Below are 12,953 nucleotides of genomic sequence, written 5' to 3' on the forward strand. Positions count from 1 at the left end.
GCCTATTCCTTATTATTAATAACTCCTGCGCGTAGCAGAATATTTTTTATTTCAATTTTCATTTCTTCTGTTAATGGGGATGCCGGAGGCAGTGAATGCACAGGTATATCTAGCCCAATTAACTGCAAGGCATATTTCACTGCGTTATAGAATGGCAAATCCATACTATAAAGAGGCGGTATCCAGGAAAGCGACTGCTGCAATTCAACTGCTCGCGAGAAATCTTGTTTACGGAACGCGTCAAGAATTCCGCAGGTGAGTTGGGGTGCAAAGTTCGCGCTAGCCGGGATACAACCGTCACCCCCAAGAATCAAGGTGCCTAGCAGGTACTCGTCATAACCGGCGAAAATGGCGAAGTCAGGGCGGTGCGGTTTCACTGCATGAATCGTCTCGCGGATATGCGATAAGGTATCGACGGTATCTTTAAGGCCGACAATGTTGGGACAGCTCAACGCCAGTTCGCGGATCACGTTAACAGGAAGCGGTTGCCCGGTCAGCGCAGGGAAGTTGTAGAGAATAATCGGCAATTCAAGTGCATTGGCGATCGTTTTGTAGTGGTTTAGCAGGTTCGCTTCACTGAGCGGGTTGTACCATGGGTTAACCACCACAGCGCCACTCGCACCAATTTGCTGGGCATGCAGACCGGCATCAATCGTTTGTTGCGTGCCACAGTAAGCGATACCGATCAATACGGGTTTTCTGCCGGCCACCTGGCGTACGCAAAACTCAGCAACTTGCGTGCGCTGGGCTTCCGACATATGGGCGAATTCTCCGGCGCTGCCGAGGAAAAACAGGCCATCGACTGGCGATGACAGCAAATGCTCAATGAGTATCGCTTGTGCAACGCTATCAAATTCACCCTGTTCATTAAACACAGTGGGAACCGGGGGAATGACACCACTAAAACGAGGCTGACTCATGATTTTCTCCAGCAGGTTATTGAATACGTGGTCCATGGAATGCTTGTTGGTAAAGCGAGACTATCGCCTCAAGCGTGACCGCGCGTGGGTTGCCACTGGTACAAATATCGTCCAGCGCTGCTTGTGAGAGTGTCAAAATATCTTTTTCTTTCACGCCCACTTCGCGCAGAGATGCCGGGATATCCACATCTTTATTTAACTGCCAGACGGCATTTACCGCAGCTTGGCGAACCTCAGCCAACGGTAACGTACTGGCGTGCTCAACACCCATCACTCGCGCGATATCACGGTATTTTTCACCGGTAAAATCAGCATTCCATTCCATTATCCAGGGCAGCAGAACCGCATTCGCGACGCCGTGAGGCGTGTTGTAAAAGGCACCAAGCGGGTGAGCCATACCGTGAACCAGTCCTAACCCAACATTCGAGAAACCCATTCCGGCTATGTATTGCGCGAGAGCCATTTGTTCTACCGCTTCGGGCTGTCCTGCAACGGATTGACGCAGCGATTGCGCGATAAGCTCAATCGCTTTTAGATGGAGTGCGTCTGTTAGCGCCCATGCTCCCAGGGTGATATATCCTTCGATTGCGTGGGTGAGTGCATCAATTCCGGTTGCGGCTTTTAGCGTCGCGGGCATGGCATCCATTAAGTCGGCATCAACAATAGCGACCAGTGGAATATCGTGCGGGTCTATACAGACAAATTTACGCTGCTTTTCTTCGTCGGTTATCACGTAATTGATGGTAACTTCTGCCGCAGTGCCTGCCGTGGTAGGGATGGCGATAATTGGCACGCAGGGTTTGGTGGTGGGTGTGAATCCTTCCAGACTGCGAACGTCTGCAAATTCAGGATTGTTAATAATGATGCCAATCGCTTTGCTGGTGTCTTGTGGTGAACCGCCGCCGATGGCAATCAGATAATCGGCATCGCATTGGCGGAAAGCCTCAACGCCATGTTTCACCACGTTAATTCCCGGGTTAGGGACGACGCCATCATAAAGTGACCAGGCTTTATCGGCATTATCGAGTAACTCGGTGATCTTCCCGACGATCCCGCATTTCACCAGCCCTGAATCAGTGACGACCAACGCTTTTTTAAATCCACGACGCTCAATTTCTGCAATCAGCTGATTGCGACTTCCACGCCCGAACCAGGATGTTTCATTTAATATCATTCGTTGTGACATTATTACTGCTCCTTGTCGTTAAGCGCAGGCGAAGGCGCTCGCACCTATTAATAAGTGTGACCTTGCCTGCAATTAAAACATTTTTTATTTAACTGATTTTATCGGTAATACAAAAAATGATGATGCAAAAACAAAGATGATTGCGGCAATAAAAAGAGTCGAATAGTCATTATTAAATGTTGATAATAACCATGCGGATAATATTGGACTGAAAGATTGCGGTAACACAGTGGCAATGGTCAAAATACCCATGTCTTTGCCTGCTTGTTTTCCACCACCGGGTAATACTTGGGTCATCAGTGCCATATCAATAGAGGTATAAGCACCGTAACCAAGACCCAGAATCGCCGCATAATAATACATACCGTTGAGCGTCGGCACGAATAGCGGGACCATCAGGCCAATTGCCATCAGAATACTGGAGGCAAAAACAAAAATTTTACGGCGCTGATACTTATCTGAAAGATAGCCCGACACCAGACCGGAGAACAGTAATGTCACCAGGGTAATAACCGAAATAGTCCCGATGGCATAGTTAGAGTCTTTAACACTTAAACCAATGTAGTCCTGAAGAATATACAGCTGATAGGTTACAACCCCTTGATATCCCAGGAACATGGCGAAGCGGCCTAAGAACGCCCATCCAAAATCAGGATATTGGCGTGGGCTTACCCAGAAACTTTTGAAGAAGGTGCCCCATTTGAATGGTTCAACTTCAAGTGCGCGGGTAGAGGGCTCGCGGTTTATCAGGACAAACGCTACACAACAGGCGATGATCGCAAGACCAAACACCAGGTAACCGAGTTGCAGGTTATATGCCAGATAACCGGCGACAATAATACCGACCGTACCGCCAGCTGTTGAGCCAGCCCCCACAAACCCAGAAGCAATACCACGGTTTTCCGGTAAGAAGCGGTCTGCGACTACGGTGGCGAGGGGCCCGTTCATACAGTTAAGCGAAACGGCTGCCATAAGCCAAAACACGGCGATACCGGCAACGGTGGTGGTCATTGAAATCCCAAAAATTGCCAGGCCGCCAATTAGAGCTCCTCCGACAATCCACGGCGCACGCCGCCCCCAGGTTGAACGGCAACGGTCGGATAAGGCGCCTGCAATTGGTTGAGCAAAAATGGTAAATAACAGCGCCGAGGTCATGACAATCGCCAGGTTATTGGCTTTATTTGCCGGATCGATCTGCGCTATATGGTTAGGTAATAAAACAGAAATAACACCGCAATAGAGAGCCAGTAATACGAAGAAGTTAGTAAACAATGAAGCAAGAAGTATCCGCTTTCTTCTCCCGGTTACGTGCAGCGTATTTTCTGAAGCCTTATCTATAAACTTACCGCCTGCATTTGTAGGGTGCAGTGCATTACTATTATCAGACATGCTTATTTCCTCAATTATTTTTTTCAGTAGGGTACTGCGAAATAAACGACATCCAGACCTTGTTCCTTATTTGTCATTCCCCTCCTGAATCTGATAAATAAATATTACGAGCATTCCCACCCATAATGGCGTGTTTGTCGCGGGCATGCAGATTGGCGATTGCCTTTTCGACACATTGTTTCCAGCGAGAATACCCCCCGGCTAAATTGACCACTGGCCAGTCCCCCCCAAATAAGCAGCGATGAGCCCCAAAGCTGTTAATCGCGTGATGGATCCACGGAGCGAGTTGTTCATCGTCCCATGTTTGCCAGTCCGCCTCGGTAGGTAGCCCGGAAATCTTGCAGCACAGGGAAGGGAACTCAGCCAGTTGCGCGAACGCGTCTTGCCATTCTTGCCAGGCATTGTTGATAATCCCTGGTTTCCCCATATGGTCCAGCACTACCCAGGCATTCGGTTGGTGCGCAAATAGCCAACTCAACAGATGATGCACCGCCGGTAATTGATGTGCCCGGACACATAAATCGAGAACAAAACCTTCCTGAGCGGCTGCCAGCAAACCTGCGCGGTAATGGGCATCGTAAAACAATGCATCAGGTTCATTTTGAAGCGAGCGACGAATACCGACTACGCGCGGCAGGGTGCGTAACTGGCGTAGCAGCGGTATTACCGCCTCTCCATTTTCTAGCGGTGCCCAGGCCACGATACCGGCAATTTGAAAAGGCGAATGTTCTGCCCGTTCGTTAATCCAGTTCACCTCAGCCAGCGCCTGATCCGCTGTGCAGTCTGCCTGTACCACAATGGCGGCATTCGGGGCCGTACCTTCTGCGGCTAAATCTTCCGGCAAATGTGGATGGTTGAGCGCCGGAACATCACTAAGCCAGCCGTAGTGCAGAATACGTGGGTCCCACAGATGCAGGTGGCTGTCTATTAGCGTCATTTTTGGGCCTTTCCCCCATTGCCTGGCAGCACATCCCAGCCAATATTGAGAACGGGTGCGATCAGCTCATCAATTTTTTGCAGCAACGCGGCATCCAGCGGTTGTTCACACCAGCGCACGTTATCAAGCATGTTTGCTTTGCTGGCGGTGCCGATAACAGTGGTGGCAATACCCTGTTCAGCCGCCGTGGTCAGTGCAAACTGCAATGCGACCTGGGAAATATTCACGCCTTCACGATCGCACAACGCAGAGACGGCACGGCAGGCATTCTGTATATCTTCGTGTGCCGGGTGCCAGGCTGGCGCGCCGCCGCGAGTGAGTAATCCCATCGAAAGTGGGGAGGCATTCAACACACCGATCCCGGCCTGGTTTAATCGCCTGGCAACATCGCCTAACCGGCGGTCCTGTAACGTCCAGGTACAGTAGGCCATGACGGTATCGACTTTCTGCTCCACGGCCAGTTTTTCAAGCAGTGCAAGGTCGTAGCCAGTGATGCCAACATGCCGTACTACGCCACTTTGTTGGAGTTCACGAAGCGTCGGGAGTGCTTCTTCAACTAACTGGTGCAAATCACCGTATTCGATGTCATGACACTGAATAACGTCGATGTAATCAGCACCCAGGCGAGCGAGACTTTCATCAATGCTGCGCAAAGTGGCTTCGCGGGAGAAATCCCATTGGCTGTCGCCATAGCGACCTACTTTGGTTGCGAGGGTATAACTTGCGCGTGGGACGCCCTTCAATGCGCCACCCAATGCGGTTTCTGCTTTGGTTAAACCGTAATAAGGTGCGACGTCGAAATAGTTAACGCCGTGTTCTAGTGCTGTGGCTACCGTATCATTAGCTTGTTGTTGTGATACCGGGTGATAAATACTGCCAAGTGAGGCAGCACCCATTGCCAGTACGGGAACCTGAATGCCTGTGCGCCCTAAAGCTACTGTTTTCATTTTTCCTGTTCCTTTTTCATTCATTATTTTGCGCAGCCCTGAGGGACAAGCGCAGCCCGGCACGTTCTGGACGAACATGAGGCCCTTGCGGAAGCGTCCAGCTACCTTCATTCAATTGTTGTGCAAGCGTGGTTTCATCAAACGTGATGCCAAGCCCTGGCGTGTTGCCCAACATGATCCCGCCATTTTCGATGCGCTGGTCGACGTGCAAGCCCAGAGGGAAACTGAGATCTTGAATTTCACAGCTCATATGGTTGGGAACAGCCGCTGCAGCGTGCGCAACAGGGTTTGCGTTATAGCCAACGGGGCTTACCGGTAAACTGAAAGCATGAGCAAGGTTTGCTACGCGCAGGAAATGGCTTATTCCCCAACACATGCCCGCCTGCAAGACATCCACCGCTTGTTCGCGTAACAACGGCTGGAACTGTTCGATACCCGTGAGGTTTTCCCCGGTAGCGACAGCACAGTTTGTTTGCTGGCGAATAAGCGCGTGGCCTGCGGCATCCCAACGTCTGACAGGTTCTTCAATCCAGGTCAGATCAAGTGTTTCTTCAAGGCGTCGCACATAGCGCACCGCTTGTTTGGCGCTCATCGACTCATTCACATCAATCATCATTGCGGGAGACGGTGAATTAAGCAGATACACTTCCCGCACCGCTCGTAAGCGTTCAATATCTTGTTCAACATCGAGGCCACCTTTAATTTTGAAGGCACTGAAACCACGTTCAGCAAAACGGCTGTGCAGGTTGACGAGTTCTTCCAGCGATAAAGGGAAATCCAGCCCGGAGGCATAACCTGGAACAAAGGGCTGACGCGCGCCAAGTAACCGCCACAACGGTTGGTTCGCCAGTTTCGCTTTCAGGTCCCACAGCGCCATGTCCACCACGCCAATCGCGCCAAAGACACTGCCGGCATGGCCGCTTTTAAATACCCATGACTGCATACGGTCATAAAGTGCGGTTACCGCGCGTGGGTCTTCACCTTCAATTGCCGGAAAGATGCGTGCAATATCGGCATGCCCACCGAGGCCGATGCCAGAAACTCCCTCATCTGTTTCCAGGATAAGCAGGGGAACTTCTGTTACGCCAGACTCAACGGTGCCGTTAACATCGCCAATCGGGCGACCCCAGCGATGAACAGTTTTTAGCGTGCGCCAACCGGTGATTTTCATGCGATCAACTCCTGTTCCAGCGCCTGGGTTTCGGAAAGGGGCGTGCGTAAATCAATCACCATGCGACCTTGAATGCTGCCGCTCTCCATTTCTGAGAAAATGTCATTTATTTCATCGAGTTGACGAGAATGAACCACTGGCTTAACGCGCCCGGCAAGCGCATGTTCGAAGGCTTCGGCTAAATCCTGACGAGTACCGACCAGGCTGCCGACAATCTCAATACCATCAAGAACAGTTTTGACGATATTCAAGTCCAGGTTACCAGGGGGGACGGCGACGCAAACGACTTTGCCACCGGCTCGGAGGCTGTCGACCGCTTGATTAAATGCGCTACGAGCTACGGCAACCACAACAGCGCTATGCGCCCCACCCGAGGTGATTTCATGGATCCGCGCAGGCACGTCATCACGCATGGCGTTTAGCGTTATCTCAGCACCTGATTCACGAGCCAGAGCAAGTTTATCGTCCTGAATATCGATGGCGATAACCCGGGCGTTAAAGACATTGCGTGCATACTGAATCGCCATGTTGCCAAGCCCGCCTGCACCCCAGATAGCCAGCCACTGCCCAGGGCGAATACCTGACACTTTGATGGCTTTATAGGTGGTGACGCCGGCACAGGTAATACTGCTGGCGATTAATGGGTCAAGCCCGGCAGGCACTTTTACCGCGTAATCAGCTTTGACAATACATTGCTCAGCCATAGCACCATCAACGCTATAACCTGCATTTTTAACCTTACGACAGAAGGTTTCTCGTCCACTAACGCAGTATTCACAGACTCCACATCCTTCATAGAACCAGGCAATACTGACGCGGTCACCAATATGCAAACTGGTGACGTCATTGGCGATAGCACGCACAATACCGATACCTTCGTGACCAGGAACACGGCCCGGTACGGGGCCAAAATCTCCCTGAACTACATGTAAATCGGTATGGCATACGCCACAGCATTCCACTTCGACTAAAGCTTCCCCGGCCTCTAACGCACGTAGCGTTATCTTTTGGATTTCGACTTTGCCAGGATGGCGCTGGCTAACGACGGCTGCTTTCATGATCGTTCCCTGTTATTTGAGCTCTGGTACAACGTTGTCACGGATACGCTGGCGTCTTGCTACGTAAGCGGGCAGGGGCTGCACACCCGATTGTTCGGTAAACCAGGCAAAGGGGTCAGTACTGGCAATCAGTGCAAAATTAGCCCATGGATTGAATGAACCCGAGCGGATGACCACTTTTGCCCGATGGGCAATGTCGTGGCATAAGATTTCGTGGCTGGCTTCGTGGAATTCCGCGCCGGAGCCGGTGTAGATGGTTTGTACATCACGATAAAGCTGCGGATGGCAATCACGCACTTCACTGGCAAAATGCACTTCTTCGGCAAACATCTCCTGACGCAGCACTCGCAGGATCTCCAGTACATCAACAGTGCCAGGCCAGAATCCCAAATCAATACGTTTTGCATGTGGTGGGATCGGGAAGCCGGCATCTGTCACTAATACAATGTCGGTGTGACCGAGAGTGGCTAATGCAGCGGCGAGTTCAGGGTGTAAGATTCTATCGGGTCTCATTTTTATTATTCCTCTGCAACGAGCATGGTTTTCATAAAGCCATCCACATCTGCGCGGTAGCGATAGGAAGGGACAGTTTCCCAGTCGGTACAACACAAGGCCGCAGTGGCATTCGCCAGCAAGACGGCTTCGGCTATCGGTTGGCCTTCATCAAGTGCAACGGCGAGTGCCGCATTAAAGCTGTCGCCTGCGCCATTACTGTCCACAACGTCGACTTTACATGGCGGGATTTCTTGCGTGCCGTTGTGACTAAAAACAGCGGAACCCGCGTCACCTAATGTCATCACGACATATTTGCAGCCTGTTTCCAGCAAGAGATCGGCAATTTCCCGGTTGCTGCGGGCATCATCTGGCTCAAGTCCCAGTGCGACGCGCGCTTCGGTTTCATTGGGTGTCAGGTAATCAATTGCACTCAGGTCAATCCCACGCAAATTGCGGGCGGGTGCAGGGTTGAGGATCGTTGTTTTGCCCAAATCCTTTGCTTTTCGAAGCCCATAGAGTGCAGTTTCCAAAGGGATTTCAAGCTGTGCCAGGGCAACGTTGCTTTGCTTGAGTTGTGGCAATGCCTGATCTACCAGCGCTGGGGTAAAGAGCTTGTTAGCACCCATATCCACGACAATGATATTGCGTGCTTCGTTATCTTTGATGATGAGCCCGGCGCCCGTTGGCAATTCGGCAGACAGGGTCAGCGCCTGAATATCCACGCCTTCTTGCTGCATCAGGCTGACAAATTCATGTCCAAACGCATCATCACCCACCACACCCGCATAAGAGACATCAGCCCCCAGGCGTGCTGCTTGCACCGCCATGTCAGAACCTTTGCCTCCCCAGGTTTGGCGAAAATCCTGGCCAATTAGCGTTTCACCAGCCAATGGAATGCGGTCAGCCGTCATAACCAATGCTTTCGCGTAGCTACCGAGAATAAATACACTCATCACATACTCCGTTAATTGTGCTGTTTGTTTTCATTGAGAATGCCGTCGGTCAGATGCCGACGGCTTCCATCGATCAGTAAGCGTTGATGTCCCCGGTCAGGCCTTTCACCAGTTCAGGGCCTGAGCTGGTGCCTACCAGTTCTGCACCGGCAATGAACATTTCTCTCATTTTTTCCAGCGTGTTGACTTTACCGGAAACTTTTACGCGGCAAGGTGCCTGAATATTCGCTTTGAGAAGTTGAACATCTTCCACGGTTGCAGCACATCCACCTTTGCCCCAACCACTTGATTGTTTCACCCAATCAATGCCTGCTTCGTAGGCAAAACGCGTCGCTTTGATTTTCATTGCTTCTTCGGTAATGAAGCCAAATTCCAGCATCGCTTTGACCTTCATGCCCAAATCATGTGCCACGTGGGTGACTTCTTTGAGCTCGTTAAAATAAAGGTCATCCATACCACCGAGTAAAAAGCCTGGGTTTGGTGGGAAGTCGAACTCATCCGCACCTTCTTTAGCCAGTTCACGCACCACAGCAATTTTCATTGCGGTGGTGTCATTGGCTTGCGGGAAGTTCACGGTGGTTGCAACACGTACGCCACTGCCTTTCAGTACATCTTTTGCCACGGATACCCAACAAGGCGCGATCATCGCAGCGTCAAACTGATACTCCAGGCAAATATTCAGGTGCTGGATGAGCCCTTCACGAGTCAAATCTGGGCTGACGTTAGTGAACTGGATAGCCTTGGCTACCTGGCGGGGATCGTTAAAATCAATCATTTACTTCTACTCCTGTTGGCTAAGTTAACGCACGGCTAGTTATGCGGTGAATCTGACGTTTACTTTAGGCAGCTTTGGCAGAAAGCGTGATAGTTGGGATTCCCTGCAATATGGACAGAATTTCCATGTCAACAAAGTTGTGAGCTTGTTCAAAAATCTATCAGTGCTCTAGCGACATAACATGTTTTTGACGCGAGTCCATGCCACGATGAACTAAGGTGTCTGCAGCATTTTCTTGTTCAAAATGGAAATCCGGAATGGAAAAACTTGCGCAAAAAACACAGGTCCTGGCGAACTGGTATCGGGAGTCAGATAAGTTTTCAACCCTGATGAATTACCAAATTCTGCGCGCAGGCCATATCCAAACCGCGGGAAATTTTCATGTTCGGCGGCAGTCGGTTGTTGGGCATGAGCTGATCTTTTGCCTGAAGGGAAGTGGCTTTGTCCGGTTAGAACATAACCTTTATGAAGTGAAGGAAGGCTGCCTGGTGTGGTTACCCGTTCGTTGGCCACATGAACACTTTCCCCATAAAGATGAACCATGGGAAATATTGTGGTTGCGCATTGATAGCGAAAAACTCAGTAATATCATGCAGATATTAGATGTTCCGCAAAACCCAGTGTTCCAGTTCGATAACCCTGAAAAGGTCACTGACATTTATCACCATATTTTTAGTTTGATGAAAAGCCACACTTTAGTAACTGATGCGCATTGTGACGAACTCTGTTCCAGACTTATTTTTACCTTGCTGGAGAATCGCAGTTCCGAGGTAACCAAGTCTCCAGTCATTACTCACCGCGGGCTTGGTCGGCTGATTTATCAGATACATAGCCATTACAGCGATGACTGGGATATTGATAAGTTTATGCAATATTGCCAGGTCAGTAAGTCGCAACTATTTCGTTTATTTCAAATGACGTTTAACCAAAGTCCATTACGCTGGTTAAAAAATTACCGTCTGTCGCAGGCACGCCGCTTGCTGGTGGAGACGCAGGAATCGATAGGTCGAATATCAGGGCAGGTGGGGTATAACGATCCGCTCCATTTTTCCCGCGATTTTCATCGTGCGGTTGGGTTATCGCCAAGTGAGTTTCGCCGCCGGGAGCAACGAATGGATTGAGGAACAGCGCTGAGCGTGGTTTGCATCTGAAATGTTGAATGCAATCAGTAAACAGAGGCAAGAAACAGTCGACCAATTGATCCAGTTTATAATTGAGCAGAATACTTAACTGCATAATACCGGCCGACCTCCGCAGGTGCGGGGTTAAGCGCCAGCTTTTTCTGGCGACGAAGGTATATCTCAATGGAAAGGCGAAACTTTCTGAAAAGCGTTGCAGCACTATCAACTATTGGTTTGGTTCGTCCGGCATTTTCAGGAACCAAACGTGTTGATGACCCGGCAATCGCATCTTCTGATACCTCCCGCCGTTTTGTGGTCACACAAACGTATAGTCTCAAAGCGCCGGCAGGCTCCCAGGGCAAAGTTAATTTGTGGATACCTGTACCAGAAGACACTTCATTTCAGACCTTGCTCGACCTTTCCTTCAACGGTAACTACCAGAAAGCCAGCCTGACGGCTAATAACCGTTATGGTGCCAGAATGCTTTTTGTTACCTGGCCAGATTCTGAAGGCGCGCTGGATATTCGCGTTGATATGACGGTCGAAACCCGTGATTGGGAAGTGCTAAAAGACAATAAACTGGCCGACTGGTTGCTACCTGAGCAAGACGCAGTCATCCCGGACGAAATTAAACCTTTCTTGCTGGCTACTCCCCATATTCCTGTCGACGGTATCGTTAAAGAGACAGCGCTGAAAATTGTCGCTGGCGAAAAAGCACCGATAAAACAGGCTCGTTTGATTCACGACTGGGTTAGCACGCATATGCATCGCGATGATGCTGTGATTGGTTGCGGTACGGGTGATGTGGGCGAAATACTTAAAGCGGGCAAGCTTGGTGGTAAATGCACCGACATTAACTCCGTCTTTGTCGCATTGTGTCGTGCAGTAGGTATTCCTGCGCGCGAAATGTTCGGTATTCGTCTTGGTGCCAGCCGCAAGCTTAGCGAGTATTCGAAGAAAGCTTTCGGTAGCGCGGATGAGCAGGGTATTGCAAAAATAAACGGTGGCCAGCATTGCCGCGCGATGTTCTGGCTGGCGGGCTTTGGCTGGATCCCGGCCGACCCGGCAGATGTCACCAAGATGCGTCTGACCGAGAAGAAAGAGAATGGTGACCCGGCTGTAAATGCGGTTAGCGATTATCTCTTTGGCAATTGGGAAATGAACTGGGTGGGCTTTAATCACGCACGTGATTTCGCGCTTTATCCTGCAGCAGAACAAGGTGATGTCAACAACCTGGGTTATCCGTATGCCGAAGTAGATGGCGATCCTTTAAACTTCTACGATCCGGCAGCATTTAGCTATGACTACGTCAGCACCGAACAGCATTAAGGGTAATTTAGTCACGTTGCTGGCGGCATTAATTGCCGCTGGCGCTTCAACACTGTGCTGCATTGGGCCGTTGTTGTATCTGTTGTTTGGTATTTCAGCGGCAGGACTCACAGGGATCCCTACGCTACCCTGGTTACAAATTCCCATGGTAATCATCTCCCTGGGATTGATGGTTCGTGGATTCTGGCGGCTCTATTTGTCTCCTAAGCCAATATGCACAAGTGTTGTCAGCCGTCGCGTGCTGGTCTTGTTGTATTGGTTATCAGTGCCACTGGTACTGTTCCTGACCACTTATCCGTATGTCTTACCCTGGATTTGGGAAAGTATGGAATGAAGCGATTTTTATGCCTGGGGCTGCTTTTGTTGACGCCTTTGAGTTGGGCGGCCAATAAAATGGTCACGATAGATATAGGGCAGATGAACTGCCCGCTCTGCGTGATTTCGATAAATCAGGCTTTGCGCAGTACCGATGGTGTTATCAAAGCAAAGGCGTCATTAAAAACGCATCAGGCACAAGTCATTGTTCCGGACAATTTTGATAACCAACAACTGCTGTCGGCCATTGCTAAAACAGGATTTACCGGCCAAATTCACGCGGTGGATGAGGCGCAATAATTCCTGTTACCGCGACGATTGTGATTGCTGGAATCTCATTGGCGAATCACCACCTCC

Annotated in this window: 14 protein-coding genes; 4 read left to right on the forward strand and 10 right to left on the reverse strand. The window is 50.3% G+C overall.

Going from position 1 to position 12,953, the window contains the following annotated elements; genetic code table 11:
* Positions 1–2 precede the first annotated feature (2 nt).
* From LVQ79_RS00495 to deoC, 10 genes are all read right to left on the reverse strand, one after another.
* A complete protein-coding gene (locus tag LVQ79_RS00495; protein WP_232863501.1) occupies positions 3–920 on the reverse strand; it encodes a dihydrodipicolinate synthase family protein in 918 nt (305 codons plus the stop codon).
* A 16-nt stretch (positions 921–936) separates the two neighbouring features.
* Positions 937–2,106, reverse strand: a complete 1,170-nt coding sequence (fucO, locus tag LVQ79_RS00500; RefSeq protein ID WP_232863502.1) for a lactaldehyde reductase — start codon at positions 2,104–2,106, stop codon at positions 937–939.
* A gap of 84 nt (positions 2,107–2,190) precedes the next feature.
* On the reverse strand, positions 2,191–3,495 hold the full coding sequence (locus LVQ79_RS00505; protein ID WP_232863503.1) for an MFS transporter: 1,305 nt from the start codon (positions 3,493–3,495) through the stop codon (positions 2,191–2,193).
* A 73-nt stretch (positions 3,496–3,568) separates the two neighbouring features.
* Complete coding sequence (locus tag LVQ79_RS00510) at positions 3,569–4,432, reverse strand: amidohydrolase family protein (RefSeq protein WP_232863504.1); 864 nt, start codon at positions 4,430–4,432, stop codon at positions 3,569–3,571.
* Entirely contained in the window at positions 4,429–5,379 is a 951-nt protein-coding gene (locus LVQ79_RS00515) for an aldo/keto reductase (RefSeq protein ID WP_232863505.1), read from the reverse strand. The genes LVQ79_RS00510 and LVQ79_RS00515 overlap by 4 nt, the downstream gene beginning before the upstream one ends.
* A 16-nt stretch (positions 5,380–5,395) precedes the next feature.
* Complete coding sequence (locus LVQ79_RS00520) at positions 5,396–6,550, reverse strand: mandelate racemase/muconate lactonizing enzyme family protein (RefSeq protein ID WP_232863506.1); 1,155 nt, start codon at positions 6,548–6,550, stop codon at positions 5,396–5,398.
* Positions 6,547–7,608 carry an alcohol dehydrogenase AdhP gene (gene adhP, locus LVQ79_RS00525; RefSeq protein WP_232863507.1) on the reverse strand — a complete coding sequence of 354 codons (1,062 nt, stop codon included), beginning with the start codon at positions 7,606–7,608 and terminating at the stop codon, positions 6,547–6,549. The genes LVQ79_RS00520 and adhP overlap by 4 nt, the downstream gene beginning before the upstream one ends.
* 12 nt (positions 7,609–7,620) lie before the next feature.
* Positions 7,621–8,121: an RbsD/FucU domain-containing protein gene (locus LVQ79_RS00530; protein ID WP_232863508.1), complete on the reverse strand. Its 501-nt coding sequence runs from the start codon at positions 8,119–8,121 to the stop codon at positions 7,621–7,623.
* Between the two features lie 5 nt (positions 8,122–8,126).
* Positions 8,127–9,056 carry a ribokinase gene (locus LVQ79_RS00535; RefSeq protein ID WP_232863509.1) on the reverse strand — a complete coding sequence of 310 codons (930 nt, stop codon included), beginning with the start codon at positions 9,054–9,056 and terminating at the stop codon, positions 8,127–8,129.
* 73 nt (positions 9,057–9,129) lie between these two features.
* Positions 9,130–9,831, reverse strand: a complete 702-nt coding sequence (deoC, locus tag LVQ79_RS00540) for a deoxyribose-phosphate aldolase (protein ID WP_232863510.1) — start codon at positions 9,829–9,831, stop codon at positions 9,130–9,132.
* Between the two features lie 257 nt (positions 9,832–10,088).
* Between deoC and LVQ79_RS00545 the strand changes: the two genes are divergently transcribed.
* The 4 genes from LVQ79_RS00545 to LVQ79_RS00560 all read left to right on the forward strand — a co-directional run bounded on the left by LVQ79_RS00545 (position 10,089) and on the right by LVQ79_RS00560 (position 12,896).
* Positions 10,089–10,952: a helix-turn-helix domain-containing protein gene (locus LVQ79_RS00545; protein ID WP_232863511.1), complete on the forward strand. Its 864-nt coding sequence runs from the start codon at positions 10,089–10,091 to the stop codon at positions 10,950–10,952.
* A 183-nt stretch (positions 10,953–11,135) separates the two neighbouring features.
* Entirely contained in the window at positions 11,136–12,281 is a 1,146-nt protein-coding gene (locus LVQ79_RS00550; RefSeq protein ID WP_232863512.1) for a transglutaminase-like domain-containing protein, read from the forward strand.
* The gene (locus LVQ79_RS00555; RefSeq protein WP_232863513.1) at positions 12,253–12,615 is read left to right on the forward strand and encodes a mercuric transporter MerT family protein; all 363 of its coding nucleotides are present in this window, start codon (positions 12,253–12,255) and stop codon (positions 12,613–12,615) included. The genes LVQ79_RS00550 and LVQ79_RS00555 overlap by 29 nt, the downstream gene beginning before the upstream one ends.
* Complete coding sequence (locus tag LVQ79_RS00560; RefSeq protein WP_232863514.1) at positions 12,612–12,896, forward strand: heavy-metal-associated domain-containing protein; 285 nt, start codon at positions 12,612–12,614, stop codon at positions 12,894–12,896. Before LVQ79_RS00555 ends, LVQ79_RS00560 begins: the two co-directional genes overlap by 4 nt.
* Positions 12,897–12,953: the final 57 nt, after the last annotated feature.

Source organism: Buttiauxella cochleicola (genome assembly GCF_021282405.1).
In the GTDB taxonomy this organism is placed as follows: domain Bacteria; phylum Pseudomonadota; class Gammaproteobacteria; order Enterobacterales; family Enterobacteriaceae; genus Buttiauxella; species Buttiauxella massiliensis.

Bases quoted from the DNA above. Each gene is read 5' to 3' on its own strand.
- LVQ79_RS00495 (WP_232863501.1), bottom strand. From the start codon at position 920: ATGAGTCAGCCTCGTTTTAGTGGTGTCATTCCCCCGGTTCCCACTGTG.
- fucO (WP_232863502.1), bottom strand. From the start codon at position 2,106: ATGTCACAACGAATGATATTAAATGAAACATCCTGGTTCGGGCGTGGA.
- LVQ79_RS00505 (WP_232863503.1), bottom strand. From the start codon at position 3,495: ATGTCTGATAATAGTAATGCACTGCACCCTACAAATGCAGGCGGTAAG.
- LVQ79_RS00510 (WP_232863504.1), bottom strand. From the start codon at position 4,432: ATGACGCTAATAGACAGCCACCTGCATCTGTGGGACCCACGTATTCTG.
- LVQ79_RS00515 (WP_232863505.1), bottom strand. From the start codon at position 5,379: ATGAAAACAGTAGCTTTAGGGCGCACAGGCATTCAGGTTCCCGTACTG.
- LVQ79_RS00520 (WP_232863506.1), bottom strand. From the start codon at position 6,550: ATGAAAATCACCGGTTGGCGCACGCTAAAAACTGTTCATCGCTGGGGT.
- adhP (WP_232863507.1), bottom strand. From the start codon at position 7,608: ATGAAAGCAGCCGTCGTTAGCCAGCGCCATCCTGGCAAAGTCGAAATC.
- LVQ79_RS00530 (WP_232863508.1), bottom strand. From the start codon at position 8,121: ATGAGACCCGATAGAATCTTACACCCTGAACTCGCCGCTGCATTAGCC.
- LVQ79_RS00535 (WP_232863509.1), bottom strand. From the start codon at position 9,056: ATGAGTGTATTTATTCTCGGTAGCTACGCGAAAGCATTGGTTATGACG.
- deoC (WP_232863510.1), bottom strand. From the start codon at position 9,831: ATGATTGATTTTAACGATCCCCGCCAGGTAGCCAAGGCTATCCAGTTC.
- LVQ79_RS00545 (WP_232863511.1), top strand. From the start codon at position 10,089: ATGGAAAAACTTGCGCAAAAAACACAGGTCCTGGCGAACTGGTATCGG.
- LVQ79_RS00550 (WP_232863512.1), top strand. From the start codon at position 11,136: ATGGAAAGGCGAAACTTTCTGAAAAGCGTTGCAGCACTATCAACTATT.
- LVQ79_RS00555 (WP_232863513.1), top strand. From the start codon at position 12,253: ATGACTACGTCAGCACCGAACAGCATTAAGGGTAATTTAGTCACGTTG.
- LVQ79_RS00560 (WP_232863514.1), top strand. From the start codon at position 12,612: ATGAAGCGATTTTTATGCCTGGGGCTGCTTTTGTTGACGCCTTTGAGT.